Here is an 18,371-nt window from a genome sequence, read left to right as displayed (position 1 = left end):
TTAGGGTCTCTCAATACGGGGACAATTCCATGTACTCTGGGGGCTCTCTGTCGATTGCTTCTGGGCCGATTTCGCCGAGGGCACAGCGGCATTTCCCCAACTTGCGAGGAGGCTAGGAGTAAGGCGAAAGTGTGGAGGACAAGGGTTGGAACCAATGCCTTGATGTACCTGCCCTAGTCTGTGGCTTGCCTGTACCAGGGGCGGTTTTGCCTGCATCTGTGTCAAAGGCGACGGCCTTGATTCCCTGATATCGCAGAAGTTATTCACGTTCTGGCGGTAGCATGAATACAGTAAGCCGGATATGATGTGGTGTCTGCTTCTTGAACCCATCGTGCGGCGGTCTCACGGATTGAGGTTGTTTCATGTCTGACGGCGTCGACATAGCAGGTCGATATAAGGGCACAGGACCGCGGGATCTCCTGCGTGTGGGATTGGATATCGGTTCCACCACAGTCAAGGCCGTTGTTCTTGGCACGGGTGACGGCCTGGATCAGGCGCTTTTCAGCGACTATCGCCGCCATCACGCCAATGTGCGGCAATGCGTGGCCGAATTGGTTACGGACATCAAGCTATCGTTATCCAGAGTTGGTCTGGCCGGCAATCCCATCAGCCTGGTGATCACCGGCTCGGGCGGGCTGGAACTGGCCAGCCAGCTACAGGCGGAGTTCGCCCAGGAGGTCATCGCCGAGACCGAGGCTATCGACGCCACCTATCCCGAGGGGGATGTGATCATCGAGCTGGGCGGCGAGGATGCCAAGATCACCTATCTGAAGCCCACGCCAGAACAGCGGATGAACGGGTCCTGCGCAGGCGGGACCGGAGCTTTCATCGATCAGATGGCCACCCTGCTCAACACCGATGCTTCAGGCCTGAACGATATGGCCGCCAAGTACAAGACCATTTATCCTATCGCCTCGCGCTGCGGGGTCTTTGCCAAGTCCGACCTCCAGCCCCTGATCAACGACGGAGCCGCCAAGGAGGATCTGGCTGCATCCATATTCAATGCCGTGGCCACACAGACCATTTCTGGACTGGCCTGCGGACGTCCCATTCGTGGCAACGTGATCTTTTTGGGCGGGCCCCTCTTCTTCATGAGCGAGCTCAGGGAAGCCTTCAAGCGGATCCTTCAGGACAGGGTCAGCCGTTACATCATCCCTGAGAACGCGCACCTCTATGTGGCCTACGGCGCTGCCATCATGGCTGGCCGCCACGAGCAGGACGACCAGGACAGCGCTGTGCAGGTCAAGACCGACTATTCGCCAGAGACCGATGTGAACGACCCCTTCGGCCCGGCCTGGGGGCTGGACCAGGCGGAGGTCGACAAAGCACGGTCCGAGAAGGCCTCGAACCTGGACAAGATGGCTCTGCAGGATGCCATGCAGGACGGCCGCACCACCACCTTGGTGGACGGTGAGCATAAGGCTCCCGCGACCGAAACCGCCAAGGATGCCAGCCACACTCAAGACATGAACTTTGACCTGACTTCCTTGGATGGCGTCCTCTCTGCCCTGAAGGGCCTGGAGAACATGCCCTCCACGGCCAGAACGATCCGCCCGCTCTTCCTGAATGAGGAGGAGCGCAGTGAGTTCAACGACCGGCATGGGGCCCAGGTCATCCCCACCGGAGACCTGTCCGGAGCCAAGGGGCCGCACTTCCTGGGCATCGATGCGGGCAGCACCACTATCAAGGCCGTGCTGATCAACGACGACAAGACCATCGTCTGGTCCACTTATGGGGTGCATAAGGACAGCCCGTTGATCGCCGCCGCCAATATCGTCAAGGAAGTCAGGAAGTCCCTGCCGGAGGGGGCCTACATCGCCCGCGCCTGCGCTACCGGCTATGGTGAGGGCCTGGTCAAGGCCGGCCTGCATGTCGACGAGGGCGTGGTCGAGACCATGGCCCACTACCGGGCTGCCGAGGAGATCAGCCCCGGGGTCACCTCGGTCATCGACATCGGCGGACAGGACATGAAGTACATCGCCGTCAACGACGGGGTCATCGATTCGATTTGCGTCAATGAGGCCTGCTCGGCAGGCTGCGGGTCCTTCCTGCAGACCTTCGCGCAGTCCATGGGCATCAGCATCCAAGACTTCACCAAGCAGGCGCTCGCCTCCAAGGCCCCGACCGATCTGGGCTCCCGCTGCACGGTCTTCATGAATTCCTCGGTCAAGCAGGCTCAGAAGGAGGGCGCATCCCCTGAGGACATCGCCGCCGGGCTCTGCTACTCGGTGGTCAGGAACGCCCTCTACAAGGTCATCAAGCTGCGTGATGCCAACGCCCTGGGGCCGGTGGTCGTGGTCCAGGGAGGCACCTTCCTCAACGATGCCGTCCTGCGGGCCTTTGAGCTCCTGACCGGTCGCAAGGTGACCAGGCCCAACATCGCCGGGCTCATGGGAGCCTATGGTGCCGCACTGACGGCCCGCATGCACTGCCCGCAGAATGACGAGGTCGAGGATCTGACCGCTGCCGGCTCTCATATGGCCGACGGGGTGAAGTCCAAGGGCAGCACGCCCACCACCCCCAATAAGGCTCCGACTTCCACCAAGCCAAAGTCGTCACCGGCCGCCGTCAACAAGATTGCCTCCAAGAACGACCAGGGGTTCAAGGCGACCTTGCCTGACCTGAAGGTGCAAGACGGCCATGTGGTCAGCTCCATTCTGGCGGGGGACGATCTGGACAACCTCTCCATGACCACCACCCACGATGTCTGCAAGCTCTGCCAGAACCACTGCAAGCTGACCATCACCGAATTCGAGGACGGCGGCCGCTACGTGACCGGGAATCGCTGCGAGCGTGGCGGCGACAAGAACAGGAAGCGCTCCGACAGGCCCAACCTCTACGACTTCAAGTACAAGCGGGCCTTCGCCTACCGTCGTCTGACCCCGGACAAGGCCACCAGAGGCGACATCGGCATTCCTCGCGTGCTCAACATGTACGAGGACTACCCCTTCTGGTTCACCCTGCTGACCTCCCTGGGCTTCCGGGTCATGATCTCCGGGCGGTCCAACCACGAGCTCTTCGAGAGCGGGATGGAGTCCATCGCCTCCGAGAACATCTGCTACCCGGCCAAGCTGGTCCACGGGCACATCCACTCCCTGGTCGACAAGGGCATCAAGACCATCTTCTATCCCTGCGTCACCTATGAGCAGGAGCTGGTTCCCGATACGGACAACCATTACAACTGCCCCATCGTGGCCAACTACCCGGTGGTGATCGAGGCCAATATGGCCGAGCTCAAGGAGAACGGCGTCCGCTTCATGCGGCCCTACTTCAACCTGTCCAACAAGGAGAAGATGGTTGAGCGGATCGTCAAGGTCTTCGACTGGGCCAAGGTGAGCGAGGAAGAGGCCAGGACGGCCGTCCAGGAGGCCTACCGGGAGGATGCCCGGTTCAAGGAGGATGTCCGGCAGGAGGGACTTCGTGCCCTGGCCTACATGCAGGAGTACGGGGTCAAGGGCGTGGTTCTGTCGGGCCGTCCCTACCATGTGGATCCCGAGGTCAACCACGGCATTCCCGAGACCATCTGCTCCCTGGGCATGGCGGTGCTCTCCGAGGACTCCATCTGCGAGCTGGACGTGCATGACCTGCCCAAGCTGAGCGACTACATCATTCCGGCGGCAGGGGAGCGGGCCCTGGCCTCCAACAACCCCACGGCAGCCAAGTTCCGCAAGACCGTGCCGAGCTTCGGCGATGACCATCAGAAGATGCCCTTGAGGGTGACCGACCAGTGGGCCTACCATTCCAGGCTCTATTCCGCAGCCAAGTTTGTCTCCGAGTATCCCGACCTGCAGCTGGTCCAGCTGGTCAGCTTCGGATGCGGCGTGGATGCCATCACTACTGACCAGGTCCAGGAGATTCTGGCCGACAAGGGCGATGTCTACACACAGCTGAAGATCGATGAGGTTTCCAACCTGGGTGCAGCCAAGATTCGTCTGCGCTCGCTGAAGGCCGCCATGGACGAACGCCATCAGCGGGATCTGGCCCAAAAGGACAGCGAAGACCAGAATGAAGCGTCCGTTATGGAGCAGACGCCTGTGAAAGTTGCAGCCAAGGTTGCTGACGACCCATCGCCTGACCGGGTTCAAGCGGAGGATTCATCCGATTCTCAAGATTCGCAAGACTTTGCCAGCCATATGGAAGCAGTGGATGTGAATGCGTCCGACAAGCCGACATCCGATGGGTTCCGGTCCACTAATGCGCAGAAGATCAGCCTATCCCAGCGCAAGGCCGACATTGTGGCTTTGGCACGGTTCGTGGCTCTGCACGATAAGAGCGACCAGGGTCTGATAGGCCTTCATCCCATGGGCATCAGGCCCATCCGGGAGACCATGGCATCGCGGCAGAAGGAAGCTGGAAGCAAGTCGGCAGAGCGCCCAGCTGAACAGGACAAAGCTGTCCAGCCCAGCGGGGCCGCCGCCAAGCCGACCCTGTCCAAGTACGCCACTGAGCATCGCTTCACCAAGGAAATGGGCCATAAGTATACGGTGGTGGCGCCGCAGATGTCCCCCGTGCACTTCTCCCTCTTGGAGGCGGTCTTCTCCAGCGCCGACTACCACTTCGAGCTCCTGAAGCATGCCACGGCCGAAGACATCAACACCGGGGTCAAGTACGTCAACAACGATGCCTGCTTCCCGGCCATCATCGTGGTGGGGCAGCTGGTCAACGCCTTCCTGTCCGGCAGGTTCGACCCGCACAAGTGCGCGGTCATTGTCACCCAGACCGGCGGCATGTGCAGGGCCACCAACTATTACGGCCTTCTTCGGAAGGCCCTGGCTGATGCAGGCTATGGCTACGTGCCGATCATCACGCTGAGCGTACAGGGGTTCAGGGCGAATCCCGGCCTTCAGGTAACCCCGGCCCTGCTGCACCGCGCCGTCAAAGCCTTCTACCTGGGCGATGCCATGATCGAGTGTCTGCTCAGGGTCCGCCCCTACGAGCAGGAGCCAGGCTCAGCCAACAGGCTTTACAGACTTTGGGACACGATCTGCAAGGAGACCATCGAGCACCACGGGTACTCCAAGACCGCCAAGAAGGTGTATGGCCATGGTTATCTGCCCTATGGCACGCTGATGAAGCGGATGATCCGAGCCTTCGACCAACTGCCGCTGCGCAATATTCCCCGCAAGCCTCGTGTGGGCGTAGTAGGCGAAATCCTGGTCAAGTACCATCCTGATGCCAACAACCATGTAGTCGATCTGATCGAGAGCCAGGGTTGTGAGGCCGTGCTTCCCGGTGTCTGCGACTTCATGGTCAACGGGATCTCCAACGCTGAATGGAACGAGGAGATGCTAGGCACCGGTGGCCAGGTGGGCGTCAAGAAGATCGTCCTCAAGGCGGCGGATGCCTACCGCGCCCCCATGATCGCCGGCTTCAAGGCTTCCAAGGGAAAGTTCGACATTCCGGCCCACATCAGCGATCTGAGGGATAAAGCCGCATCGGTCACCTCCCTGGGTGTTCAGGCCGGAGAGGGTTGGCTCCTGACCGGCGAGATCATCGAACTGATCCAGTCCGGCGCCCCCAACATCGTCTGTGCGCAACCCTTCGCCTGCCTGCCCAACCATGTGACCGGGCGTGGCATGTTCGGCAAGATCCGCAGGACCTACCCTGAGGCTAACATTGTCTCGATCGACTACGACCCTGGCGCTTCAGAGGCCAACCAGCTCAACAGGATCAAGCTGATGATCGCCGCTGCCAAGAAGCCGGGCAACCAGCAAAAGACCAGCCAGAACCACAAGACTGCCGTCGAATCCGAACCTGCGGAATCGACCAGCCCGGTTGCCGGGCAGGTGGAACCTGTTCAGGATGAAGAGAGGGTTCTGGAGAGCCTATAGCCGGGCCGAGCCCGATGTTTGTGGCCAACCCCGCCTGGCCTCAAGTTGTTGAACCACGAAGATCAAGGAGAGAGGGGTTTCTCATGACCAGCCGCGAGGAGATCAAGGCTCTGCTAGACACCGATCAGATATACATTGCCGATACGCCCGAAATGAAGCAGGTCCAGGATGCCCAGCAGGATCTGGTTTTCGCGTTCAATGCCTGTCGCCCCACTCAGGTGGAGAAAAAGCGGGATCTCTGCCAAAAAATGTTCGGCTCATTCGGCCAAGGCAGCTGGATTGAGGGACCGGTGCGGGCCAACTGGGCTTGCAACACCTACTGGGGTAGCAAATGCTATGCCAACTTCAATCTGGTTCTGGTTGATGACGGCCGAATCGACATAGGCGATCACACCATGTTCGGACCCAACGTCACCATCGTCACCACCGGGCATGCGATTCGGCCCGATATACGTGCCTATGGAACGCCCCAGTTCTCGGTCCCGGTCAGCATCGGTAGAAATGTGTGGATCGGAGCAGGTGCCATCGTCATGCCGGGCGTGACCGTCGGAGACAACACGGTCATCGGGGCAGGGTCTCTGGTCACCAAGGACATTCCCTCCGATGTGGTCGCCTACGGCCACCCCTGTAAGGTCGTTCGTCACATCAATGACCACGATTATGAATACTACTGGAGGGATCGCCGGTATCAGGCGCCTTATGATGCCAGGCCCTTCAGGATGGGTCAGGAAGGCTGAGCTGAAATAATAAGTGTTTTTGATCGGCGCTTGCGGATCGGTGACAACTCAGCCAGTAGCCCTGGAAAACTGTGCTTTGATTAGCGGCGCTCTTTGGGTGTGTAGAAGCGGATGTCCGACTTCATGTCGTCAGAAAACGGCCTGAGGAAGTCTATGGGATAATCCGGCCGTGATCGGCCTGGATTGCAATTACTCGCTAACGAGGCCTGTAGCAACTGTTGGCCTAGGAGTCATCAATGAACCTGGATGGATCGGCTCTGCATTCGCTGCATTGCAGGCTTTGAAAAAGTTTGTTGTTCGTTTCGGTTTATCTGCCGTCGGGTCAGGGCATGCGGATGCTGCTTTCTGATGCAGCGGATGCGGCTGGCCTGAACGTTCCTGCACGGGACCTGGCAATCATCGTTCGATAGGCCGGCTTTAGTCTGAGCGGCTGCAAAGAAATCAGTTAATGGGTTATCAGTGAGAAAAGGAAGGTGTCCAGATGGCAGCAAAGAAGTTGACTCAGGATCTGCCCTACCGCAATCCTGACCTAAGTGTGGATGAGCGGGTGGCCGACCTGCTGGGTCGGATGACCCGGGAGGAGAAGGTGGGCCAGATGATGCAGCTGGACGCCCGCCAGGGAGTGGACAAGGAGGTGGTGGACCAGCACGCCGGATCCCTGCTGCATGTCTCTCCGAAGAACATGATCAAGGCTGACAAGGCCGTTCACCGCACTCGTTTGGGCATTCCTCTGCTGATCGGCGACGACTGTATTCACGGCCATTCCTTCTTCCGCGGGGCTACCATCTTTCCCGAACAGCTGGGCATGGCAGCCTCCTTTGACCCTGAACTGGTGCAGCGTATGGGACGGGCCACGGCCCAAGAGGTTGCAGCAACAGGCGTCCACTGGACCTTCTCTCCGGTGCTTTGCATCGCTAGAGATACCCGGTGGGGCCGGGTCGACGAGACCTTCGGCGAGGATCCATTCCTGATTGGTGAAATGGCCTCGGCCATGGTACGCGGCTACCAGGGCGGATCAGCCATGACCGGGACCCTGCCCAAGGATGCTGTTTTGGCCACAGCCAAGCATTTCGCCGGTTATTCCGAGACCCAAGGCGGGCGTGACGCGTCCGAGGCCGACCTCTCGCACCGCAAGCTGCTCTCTTGGTTCCTGCCGCCCTTCGAGCGCCTTGCCAAGGAGGGCGTGGCCACTTTCATGCTGGGCTATGAATCCATTGACGGGGTTCCGGTCACTATCAACAACTGGCTGCTCAACGATGTGTTGCGCGGGGAGTGGGGCTACCAAGGAACCTTGATCACGGACTGGGACAACGTGGGCCGGATGGTCTGGGAGCAGAAAGTCCAGCCTTACTGCACCAGGGCCGCTGCAGCTGCCGTCAAGGCGGGCAACGACCTGATCATGACCACGCCAGGCTTCTACCAGGGAGCCTTGGATGCGCTGGATGCCGGGCTGCTCGACGAAGAGGACCTTGATCGGGCTGTCAGGCACATCCTGGTCCTGAAATTCCGCATGGGACTCTTCGAGGATCCGCGTCTGCCCGACCCTGAGACCCAGAAGGCGGTAATCAACTCGCCGGAGCACCAGGAGCTCAACCTCCAGGTGGCCCAGGAGTCAGCGGTCCTTTTGAAGAATGATGGCATCCTGCCCCTGTTTGGCGGCGTGGATGCCGATGGCCGCTCCGGTGATGGCTCAGCACACAGCATCGCCCTGGTGGGTCCGCTGATCGACGATGCCCAGAACCAGCTAGGGGATTGGGCGGGCGGTTCAGGCCAATGCGACTGGATCAAGGACCAGCCTCGTGAGATGATCTCGACCGTGGCTGACGGCCTGCGCCAGGAGCTTCCTGAAAACTGGCGACTCAACTGCGAGCAGGGCGTCGATGTGGTCCGTCTGGTTGACGACCCGGCGGGTCCGCTCTTCCCTGACGGTCAGCCCAGGCCCAAGGTGGCGGCCCCGGCCAGGATCAATCAGAGCCGCTTCGACAGGGCCATCGAACAGGCTAGACAAAGCGACCTGGTGGTGGCTGTAGTCGGCGATGTGATCCAGCTGGTGGGCGAGGGGCGTTCGACTGCCACCCTGGAACTTTACGGCCCTCAGCGCGATCTTCTGGATGCCTTGGCGCAGACAGGCAAGCCCATGATCATCGTGCTCATGTCTTCCAAGCCGCTGATCCTGCCTGCGTCCGCACAGTCGGCCAAGGCTCTGATCTGGCAGCCCGACCCGGGTATGCAGGGCGGTCGTGCGCTGGCCAGGATTCTCACCGGCAAGGTTGAACCCACAGGCAGACTGCCCATCACCTTCCCCAGGCACGCAGGGCAGTTGCCGGTCTACTACAACCAGATCCGGGGCCAGCACGGTGATCGCTATGCTGATCTGACCCAGGATCCGGCTTTCGCATTCGGCCAGGGGATGGGCTACACCACCTTCGTTTACGGAAAGCCTGAGGTCGATGGACCAGAGACCGTGGGACGCAAGGATACGGTCAGGGTGGCCGTGGACCTGACCAACACCGGCCAGCGGCCAGGCACCGAGGTGGTTCAGGCCTATATCAGCGACCTGGTGACCTCCGTCAGCTGGGCTGACCGCGAGCTCAAAGCCTTCCAAAGGATTCAGCTGGATCCAGGGCAGACTCGGAAGGTGGTTTTCGATTTACCGGTGGCTGAGTGGACCCTGGTTGATGCCGACTGCAACCGCAGGGTCGAGCCCGGTCAGTTCCATGTGTTGGTAGGCCCCTCCTCGCGTAGGGAAGACCTACAGGCTGTAACGGTGACCGTGCGGTGAGCCTGTGATCGACTGAGCTGCAGTTGTTATAGGTTATGGCTGCTTCGGATGGCCGTCGGTTGGTTGACGGCCATCCGATAGCGGAACTCCTCGCGTGTTGGTTGCCCAGAGCCCAAGCCCGCTCCTACGATGACAGCATGAGGCAAAGCGTAGGCGCTGGGTATGCGCACCTGTTGACGGTTCCCAATCCGCGGCATGTGGCCAGCCTGGTCGACTACTTTAAACGCGGGTCAAAGCCGCGGTCCCAGTGGCGGTACGGTATTGAGATCGAGCACCTGCCTGTCCGTAATGATGGGTCTGACGCCCCGGTGCCCTATGAGGGGGAGCGGGGCATCGAGGCTCTGCTGTCGGCCTTGGAGCCCTGCTACGACGGCGATAAGGAATACCGGGAGGATGGCCACCTGGTCGGGCTGAGCAGGCCGGGCTGCGTGGTTTCCCTGGAGCCCGGAAGCCAGGTGGAGTGCTCCCTGGGCGTGGTGCGCGACAGCCGGGAATTCGAGGATCTCTACCGTCGTTTCCGTGCCGAGGCCGACCCCATCGCCGAGCGGCTGGGGTTCCGTCTGGTCGAGTATGGGTACCGTCCGGCTGGGTCCTATGCGGATGTGGGCCTCAATCCCAAGGAACGCTATGCGGTCATGAACACCTACCTGGGCCGCATCGGCCAGTGCGGGCCCATGATGATGCGCAGCACCGCTTCCACCCAGATAAGCATCGATTACCGGGATGAGGACGATGCCATCGCCAAGATACGTCTGGGCACGGCTATCGGGCCCATTTTGGCCTACTTCTTCCGCAATACTCCGATCTTTGAGGGGAAGCCCAACCGCATGCCCCTGCGACGCCAGCGGATCTGGGATTGGCTCGACACCCAGCGCACAGGCCTGATTCCGGGGCTGTTCGAGGACGGCTTCGACTGGGAGGACTACGCCGTGGACATGCTCTCCACCCCGCTCATGGTGGCGGATGTCTCCCACACCCCTGAGGTGGACGGGCCGCAGGGTCGGCAGTTCTTCATTGCCTGGCATGAGAACGCCGGGGAGATCTATCCTGACCGCCGGCTCAACGATGCCGAGATAGCGCATATCCTGACCACGCACTTCAACGACGTCCGTTTGAAGAATTACATCGAGCTCAGGCACTGGGATTCCCTGCCCATGAAACGTGCCAGCCGACTTCTGGAGATCGTCGGCGGTATCTTCTACGACTCGGATCGATTCGCCGGACTTGTCGGGCTTTTGGACGGGGTGAGCGAGGAGGACGTGCTCCAGGCCAAGGCCGACCTGCAGGCCCACGGCGGGCAAGCCAGCCCCTATGGGCACTCTCTGGACTTCTGGCGGCAGGCGCTAGGTGCCGAGAACACTCTGGATGATCTGCCGGGCGATCCGCGCCATCCTGAACGCTTCCAGTCCTGACGACTGTTTCGTTATGCGAACGGGCGGGTTAGGTTTCCTGAGGATGGTATAATCTGTTCACCAATGGGCCTTGATCCGTCATCAGCGGGGAGCCCTCGGAAGAACGGGACTGCTTGCGGCGATCCTCAGTAGAACCGACGGGTGGGCCCGCATAGCCCAGTTCAAGCGGTCCGGCGCGGGTCATTGGCCGGGCAAGCGAGGTGGTACCGCGGTGGGCCCCATGGGCCCCTCGTCCTCGGCATGGCGACATGAACGACCAGCGAGGAGCGTGAACGGTGAATCAGACCACTGATACCTCAGATGCGACAAGTCGGGACGGCGTAGTCTATCCCAAGGCGGTGGTGGACCCGGCTCTGGCCAAGGTGAAGCCCAATCCCTCCTTCCCCCATATGGAGGAGTCCGTTCTGGACTACTGGGACCATGACGATACATTCAACAAGTCAGTGGATCGTCGCCCTTCCGGCGATCATGCCGACAATGAGTTCGTCTTCTTCGATGGCCCGCCCTTCGCCAACGGCCTGCCCCACTATGGACACCTGCTGACCGGTTACGTCAAGGATGTCATTCCCCGCTACCAGACCATGAAAGGACACAAAGTCAAGAGGGTCTTCGGCTGGGACACCCACGGTCTGCCTGCCGAGCTGGAGGCGCAGCGTGAGCTCGGCATCGACAGCGTGGATCAGATCGAGCAGATGGGCATCGAGAAGTTCAATGACGCCTGCCGCGCTTCAGTGCTCAAGTACACCAGCGAGTGGAAGGACTACGTCCACCGTCAGGCCCGCTGGGTGGACTTCGACCACGGATACAAGACTCTGGATGTCTCCTACATGGAGTCGGTCATGTGGGCCTTCAAGACCCTCTACGAGAAGGGCCTAGCCTACGAGGGCTACCGGGTGCTGCCCTACTGCTGGAAGGATCAGACCCCGCTGTCCAACCATGAGCTGCGCATGGATGCTGATGTCTACCAGGACCGGCAGGACACCACTGTCTCCGTGGCCGTCAAGCTCAGGGACGAGGATGCCTATGCGGTCTTCTGGACCACTACTCCCTGGACCGTTCCCACCAACCTGGCCATTGTGGTCGGCGCCGACATCGAGTACTCGGAGGTCAGTCCGGTGTCGGGGCCCTTCGCAGGCAAGCGCTTCTACCTCGCCACGGCCCGTCTGGGCGACTATGCCAAGCAGTTGGGGGAGGACTACCAAGTGGTTCGCACCCTCAAGGGCTCCCAGATGGAAGGCTGGCGGTACTGGCCGGTCTTCCCCTACTTCGCCGGAGAGCAGGCTGAATCCAAGGGCGGCACCCCCGGTCCCAATGCCTATACCATTTACACGGCCGATTACGTCGACACCGTGGAGGGCACCGGCCTGGTCCACCAGGCTCCCTATGGCGAGGACGATATGAACACCCTGAACGCCAAGGGCATCCGCAGCGTGGACGTGCTCGATGCAGGCGCGGTCTTCACCGAGCAGTGCCCCGACTACCAGGGCCTGCAGGCCTTCGAGGCCAACATGCCCATCGTGCGCAACCTGCGCGCAGGCGATGGCCCCCTGGCACAGATCCCAGCCGAGCACCGGGCCCTCCTCTTCCAGGAGAAGAGCTACGTCCACTCCTACCCGCACTGCTGGCGTTGCGGCACCCCGCTGATCTACAAGCCGGTCTCCAGCTGGTTCGTCTCCGTGACCAAGATCAAGGACCGCCTCCTGGAACTCAACCAGCAGATCAACTGGATCCCCGGAAACGTCAAGGACGGCCAGTTCGGCAAGTGGCTGGCCAATGCCCGCGACTGGTCCATCTCCCGCAACAGGTTCTGGGGCTCGCCCATCCCGGTCTGGGTCTCGGACGATCCCAAGTATCCTCGGGTGGACGTCTACGGGTCCTTGGATGAGCTCAAGCAGGACTTCGGACGTTACCCGACTGATGACAAGGGGCAGATCAACATGCATCGGCCCTGGATCGACCAGCTGATCAGGCCCAACCCTGACGACCCCACCGGCAAATCCACCATGCACAGGATCACCGATGTGCTGGACTGCTGGTTCGAGTCGGGCTCCATGCCCTTCGCCCAGTTCCACTACCCCTTCGAAAACAAGCAGTACTTCGAGGACAGGGATCCCTGTGATTTTGTGGTCGAGTACATCGGCCAGACCCGCGGCTGGTTCTACACCATGCACATCATGTCCACAGCCCTCTTCGACCGCCCGGCCTTCAAGAACGTGATCTGCCATGGCATCGTCCTGGGCTCCGACGGCCAGAAGATGAGCAAGCACCTGCGCAACTACCCGGATGTGAACGAGGTCTTCGACAAGTACGGATCCGACGCCATGCGCTGGTTCCTGATGAGCTCTTCCATCCTGCGCGGCGGCAACCTGGTCGTCACCGCCGATGGCATCCGCGACACGGTCCGCCAGGTCATGCTGCCGGTCTGGAGCTCCTACTACTTCTACACGCTCTACGCCAACGCGGCCAACAAGGGCGCCGGGTACCAGGCCCAGGCGCTGACGCCGGACCGTGTGGCCGACCTGCCGGAGATGGATCGCTTCCTGCTGGCACGCACCCGTCGGCTGATCCAGTCGGTGCAGAAGGCCCTGGACGACTTCGCCATCTCGGAGGCCTGCGATGCGGTGACCGACTTCATCGATGTGCTGACCAATTGGTACATCCGCAACAACCGCGACCGCTTCTGGGGCGAGGACCACCAGGCCTTCGACACGCTCTACACGGTCCTGGAGGCTTTCGCCCGAGTTCTGGCCCCGCTGGCACCCATGGAAGCCGAGCAGATCTGGCGGGGGTTGACCGGTGGGGAGTCGGTCCATCTGGCCGACTGGCCCTTCCTGGCCGATGAGGCCAACGGGCAGGAGACCGAACTGGGACAGGTCCTGCGTGACGATCCTGTCCTGGTAGCCGCCATGGAGAAGGTCCGCGAGGTGGTTTCGGCCACCCTGGCCCTGCGCAAGGCCGAGCAGATTCGCGTCCGCCAGCCCCTGTCCCTGCTGACCGTGGTGGTTCGTGACCCCGACGCGGCCCGCTCCTACGTGGACGTGCTCAAGTCCGAGCTCAACATCAAGGACGTGGAGTTCTGCACCCTGGACCAGGCCGGTCAGCATGGTCTGCGGATCATCCACGATCTCAAGGTCAATGCCCGTGCTGCCGGACCCCGGCTGGGCAAGCAGGTCCAGTTCGTCATCAAGGCTTCCAAGGAGGGCGACTGGTCCGAGCAGGACGGCTACGTGGTCGTCACCACCCCCGACGGCCCGGTGGCCCTGGAACCCGGCGAATACGAGCTGGACAACCGGATCGAGCAGGAGGATGGCTCCCAGGCCGACCGGTCGGCCTCCGCGGCCCTGCCCACTGGTGGCTTCGTCATTCTCGACACCCAGCTGGACGACGATCTCCTGGCCGAGGGCTATGCCAGGGATCTGATCCGCCAGGTTCAGGATGCTCGGAAGACCGCTGGCCTGGACATCGCTGACCGGATTCGGCTGACCCTGACCCTCCCCAAGGAGGATGCCTCCAAGGCTCAGCAGTTCAGCGACCTGATCGCCCGCGAGACCCTGGCCACCAGTCTGACCGTCAATGCTGGCGATCTGGACCAGCCGCAGGTCGACCTGGTCAAAGCCTGATCATAGTTGCATGAAAAGGGCTTCCATCTGATAGGAGATGGAAGCCCTTTTTCATACGACCTGCCTGGCTAGGTGCTCGTCTGCGCCACGCTTGGCCGTGCGGCTGGCAATATTGCGATGGAGCGCCGGCTGCTGATCAGCCCTTGACCTTGTCGCTGACCTGGTCCAGGGTCTGCATATCCTGGTCGCTCAGTTCCAGATGGGCAGCGGCCAGAAGGGCCGGCAGCTGCTCGGGGGTGCGTGCAGAGGCGATGGGGGCTGCGATCCCAGGCCTATGGTTGAGCCAGGCCAGGGCTACGGTGGCCAGCTCGACCCCGTGGGCCTTGGCGATGCCGTCCATGGCAGCGACCACGTCCAGTCCCTCCTGGGTGAAGAAGTCCTTGACCATGCCCTCGCGCTGCTTGCCCTTGAGGTCGTCCATGGTCCGGTACTTGCCCGTCAGGAAGCCCGAAGCCAGTGAGAAGTAGGGGAAGACCGCCAGATCCTCGTCCTTGGCAACTGGCATAAGGCCATTCTCATAGTCCTTGCGGCAGACCAGGTTGTACTGGGGCTCCAGGGCCACCGGCAGGGTCAGGCCCTCCTTGCGTGCAATGCTGAACCATTCGCGGATCCGGTCAGGCGTGTAGTTGGACAGGCCGATGGCCCGGACCTTGCCCTCCTTGACCAGCTTGTCGAAGGCTGCAGCAGTCTCCTCCAAGGGGGTGGAGCTGTCGTCGTAGTGGGCGTAGTAGAGATCGATCACATCCAGGCCCAGCCTGAGCAGCGAGGCGTCGGCGGCGGCCTCGATGTTCTTGGCTGACAGGCCTGAGTACTGGGGGTGCTGGCTGACCTTGGTAGCCACCAGGACCTTGTCTCGGTTGCCGTTCTTGGCCAGCCAGCGGCCCAGGACGATCTCGGACTCGCCGCCGGAGTGGCCTGGGGCCCAGGCCGAGTAGACGTCGGCTGTATCGATCAGGTTGCCCCCGGCTTGCGTGTAGGCGTCCAGGACCTGGTCAGACTCGGATTCGTCGCTGGTCCATCCGAAGGTGTTGCCGCCCAGGACCAGGGGGAAGATTTCGGCGTCGATGCCGCGTAGTTTTGCCATATTCATCCTTTCGGGTTGAAGGCTCGTAAAGCCGAGTCTATTACGGCTTATGCGCCCGAACCGATTATTCAGACGAGTCCATCATGTATGGTGATGAGAGGATAGGCCGGAATGGTGCGGTTCTCAGGTCCGGCCCCAAGGGTTTTAAGCTCGAAGGAGAACACTCATGCATCTGGGCATCGCCATTGTGATCGCCGTGCTGGTCCTGGCGCTGATCATCTTCCTTCTGGGGATTTTCGTGGTGCCCCAACAGCAGGCGGACGTCATTGAGCGCTTCGGCAAGTACCACCGGGTGGCGCTGGCGGGCATTCATGCCAAGATCCCCCTGGTGGACCGGATAGCCGCCAAAACCAACCTGCGGGTCAACCAGCTGAACGTCAAGCTGGAGACCAAGACCAAGGACAACGTTTTCGTCACCGTTGAGGTCTCTGCACAGTTCCGCGTGGAGGCGGCCAACGTGGCTACGGCCTATTACGAGCTGGTCGACCCGGCCGGGCAGCTGCGCTCCTACATGGAGGATGCCCTCAGGTCGGCCATTCCGGCCCTGAGCCTGGATGACGCCTTCGCTCGCAAGGACGACATCGCCTCCGATGTGCAGCAGACTGTAGGCCAGGAGATGCAGCGCTTCGGCTTCTCGGTCATCAAGACCCTGGTTACCGCAATCGACCCCTCCACCCAGGTCAAGCAGGCCATGGACTCCATCAATGCGGCCCAGCGTGAGAAGGAGGCCACCAGGGAGCGTGCCGAGGCGCGTCGGATCGAGATAGAGACCCAGGCCAGGGCCGATGCTGAGAAGACCAGGATGCAGGGCGAGGGCCAGGCCAACTACAGGCGGGAGATCGCCAACGGCATTGTGGACCAGATCAACAGTCTGCGAGCTGTGGGCATGGATATCGATGCCGTCAACAATGTGGTGCTCTTCAACCAGTATCTCGATGTGATGCGCTCGCTGGCCGAGTCCGGCAATGCCAAGACCCTGGTTCTGCCTGCGGCGACTCCTGGAGGGTACAACGAGCTCTTCAATCAGATGACCGCTGCGCTGATGACCGCCCAGAGCAGCCAGGAGAGTATGGATCCCCGAGGCGGCCGCAAAGGGGCACAGACAAAGAGCGGGACTGAGGCACCGGTTCTCTAAGGTCTCATAGGGGGAGCTGAAGAGAGGACGCCCTTTACATGGCAGGTCCGGCAGGGCGTGATTCAGCTTTTCAGGAAGTCGGCTATAGCCTCGGCAGCCCGATAGCCCTTGTCATACATGGCGTTGAGTCCTTTGAGTGACTTGCTCAGCGTGGTCAGCCCGCACAGACTGTCCGGGGCCAGGATAAGTACTTGACCCTCTTTCTCTGCCTGTTTTGCTAGGGCCACCTCGTCGTTGTAGGTGCGGTAGCGCTCCATTAGGCGCTCGCCGGCTGCCGGATAGGTCCTCGACAGGATTCGGGCGGGCAGGACATCCTTCTTCTGCTCTCGCAGGATATCCCTCTGGCGTGTCAGGACCAGAACGATGCGTTCATAGCCCTCGTCCATGGCCTTGCGGACCGGGACTGGATCGGCTATGCCACCGTCGAGATAGGGTACGCCATCGATCATATAGGGCTTGTTGGCCACCGGCACTGTGGATGAAGCCTTGAGGACATCGTAGTTGTCCTGGGACAGGTCTGACTTGTCGAAGTAGACGGTGGATCCGTCAGTAGCGTTGCAGGCCACAATGGTGAACAGGGCAGGATTGGCCTTCAATGCAGGGTAATCCAGAGGACACTCCCCGTCATGGGCGGACAGCTTGCCATATACGTAGTCCAGATCGACGAAGGTGTGCTTGGTCAGGAAGTTGCTCACGCTCGCGTACTCCTTGCGGGAGGAGTAGACGGTGTAGAAGCGGTAGCAACGCCTGAGCTGACCGGACAGGAAAGAGGCCAGATTGGCGCTCCCGGCCGAGACCCCATAGCAGTGATCGAAAGTAATGCCCTGCTCCATGCAGCGGTCGAAGACGCCTGCGCCAAAGATGGACCGGTAGCCGCCGCCTACGTCAATGACAGCTGTTCTTTTGCGTGCCATGGGCACCTCGTTTCCTGACAGAAATCTGCGCTTGATGACAGCTTATGCGTGAACGTTGGACAAGCAGTTCAGGGGCGGCAGGAGGCCAGCAGCCGCTTGGACAGATCCAGCATAGCCGGTGATGGATCTGAGTTGGCGATCTGTACCCTGCCGGGACCAGGGTCCTGGTTGAGGGCATCGTCTTGGGCCAGCAGATCCTTGAGGTGGCGGGCCGTTCCAGGGTTGCCGTCGATTAAGGCCAGGCCTGGCGGGCAGATGCGGGCGATGGACTGGCGGAAGAAGACGAAGTGGGTGCAGCCCAAGACCAAGGCATCCAAAGTCTGCAGATCATAGGGATCCAAATAACGGTGCAGGGTGGCATCGACCAGGGTCTGATCATTGAGCTTGTCGGACTCCACAATGGTCACCAGGTCCGGGCAGGGCTGGGTAAAAATGGTGTGTTTGCCGGAGAACCGTGCCATCAGGTGTGAGAACTTGTCCTCCTTCAAGGTCAGCGGGGTGGCCGTGACCAGAACCCGCTGAGGTCGGCCTCCGCCTCGTGTGCAGGCCAGTTTCAGGGCCGGCTCCATGCCGATGACCGGGACCGGGTATCGGCGGCGCATCTCATCCACGCAGACGCTGGTGGCGGTGTTGCAGGCGATGACCATGGCTTTGACGCCCTGATCCATGAATCCGTCGCCGATAATTTGGCAGCGCTGGGCAATCTGGTCCGGCTTCTTGGTGCCATAGGGGGCATAGGCGGAGTCGCCGAAGTAGAGCAGATTTTCCTGGGGCAGAAGGTTCTGGATTGCCGCAGTGACGCTCAGACCGCCGAGCCCGGAGTCGAAGATCCCGATCGGTGCATCTGATGCCATGT

The 18,371-nt window shown here is 61.1% G+C and carries 9 protein-coding genes; 6 read left to right on the top strand and 3 right to left on the bottom strand.

Features of this window, described 5'->3' with window-relative positions:
- The first annotated feature begins 362 nt into the window (after positions 1 to 362).
- The 5 genes from ACGG9J_RS02720 (at position 363) to ileS (ending at position 14,382) form a co-directional block, all read left to right on the top strand.
- A complete protein-coding gene (locus ACGG9J_RS02720) occupies positions 363 to 5,831 on the top strand; it encodes an acyl-CoA dehydratase activase-related protein (RefSeq protein ID WP_390133393.1) in 5,469 nt (1,822 codons plus the stop codon).
- 83 nt (positions 5,832 to 5,914) lie between these two features.
- Positions 5,915 to 6,568: a sugar O-acetyltransferase gene (locus tag ACGG9J_RS02715; RefSeq protein WP_390133390.1), complete on the top strand. Its 654-nt coding sequence runs from the start codon at positions 5,915 to 5,917 to the stop codon at positions 6,566 to 6,568.
- A 481-nt stretch (positions 6,569 to 7,049) separates the two neighbouring features.
- On the top strand, positions 7,050 to 9,350 hold the full coding sequence (locus ACGG9J_RS02710; RefSeq protein ID WP_390133388.1) for a glycoside hydrolase family 3 N-terminal domain-containing protein: 2,301 nt from the start codon (positions 7,050 to 7,052) through the stop codon (positions 9,348 to 9,350).
- Between the two features lie 137 nt (positions 9,351 to 9,487).
- Positions 9,488 to 10,762: a glutamate-cysteine ligase family protein gene (locus ACGG9J_RS02705; RefSeq protein ID WP_390133385.1), complete on the top strand. Its 1,275-nt coding sequence runs from the start codon at positions 9,488 to 9,490 to the stop codon at positions 10,760 to 10,762.
- Positions 10,763 to 11,037: 275 nt separating this feature from the next.
- Positions 11,038 to 14,382 carry a mupirocin-resistant isoleucine--tRNA ligase gene (gene ileS, locus ACGG9J_RS02700; RefSeq protein ID WP_390133383.1) on the top strand — a complete coding sequence of 1,115 codons (3,345 nt, stop codon included), beginning with the start codon at positions 11,038 to 11,040 and terminating at the stop codon, positions 14,380 to 14,382.
- A 136-nt stretch (positions 14,383 to 14,518) separates the two neighbouring features.
- On the opposite strand, the gene ACGG9J_RS02695 is transcribed toward ileS, so the two are convergent.
- Positions 14,519 to 15,466: an aldo/keto reductase gene (locus ACGG9J_RS02695; protein ID WP_390133381.1), complete on the bottom strand. Its 948-nt coding sequence runs from the start codon at positions 15,464 to 15,466 to the stop codon at positions 14,519 to 14,521.
- 166 nt (positions 15,467 to 15,632) lie between these two features.
- Here ACGG9J_RS02695 and ACGG9J_RS02690 point away from each other — a divergent pair, with 166 nt between their 5' ends.
- Positions 15,633 to 16,601, top strand: coding sequence for an SPFH domain-containing protein (locus tag ACGG9J_RS02690; RefSeq protein ID WP_390133379.1), 969 nt, complete (start codon positions 15,633 to 15,635; stop codon positions 16,599 to 16,601).
- 62 nt (positions 16,602 to 16,663) lie between these two features.
- Here the strand turns inward: ACGG9J_RS02690 and ACGG9J_RS02685 are convergent, their stop codons facing one another.
- The gene (locus ACGG9J_RS02685; protein WP_390133377.1) at positions 16,664 to 17,515 is read right to left on the bottom strand and encodes a patatin-like phospholipase family protein; all 852 of its coding nucleotides are present in this window, start codon (positions 17,513 to 17,515) and stop codon (positions 16,664 to 16,666) included.
- A 68-nt stretch (positions 17,516 to 17,583) separates the two neighbouring features.
- Positions 17,584 to 18,369: a glutamate racemase gene (gene murI, locus ACGG9J_RS02680; RefSeq protein ID WP_390133375.1), complete on the bottom strand. Its 786-nt coding sequence runs from the start codon at positions 18,367 to 18,369 to the stop codon at positions 17,584 to 17,586.
- Positions 18,370 to 18,371 lie beyond the last annotated feature (2 nt).

It is taken from the genome of Bifidobacterium apicola, from assembly GCF_042846865.1.
In the GTDB taxonomy this organism is placed as follows: Bacteria; Actinomycetota; Actinomycetes; order Actinomycetales; family Bifidobacteriaceae; genus Bombiscardovia; species Bombiscardovia apicola.
The sequence above is the reverse complement of the archived record's forward strand: the minus strand, read 5'-3'. Positions and strand labels throughout refer to the sequence as shown.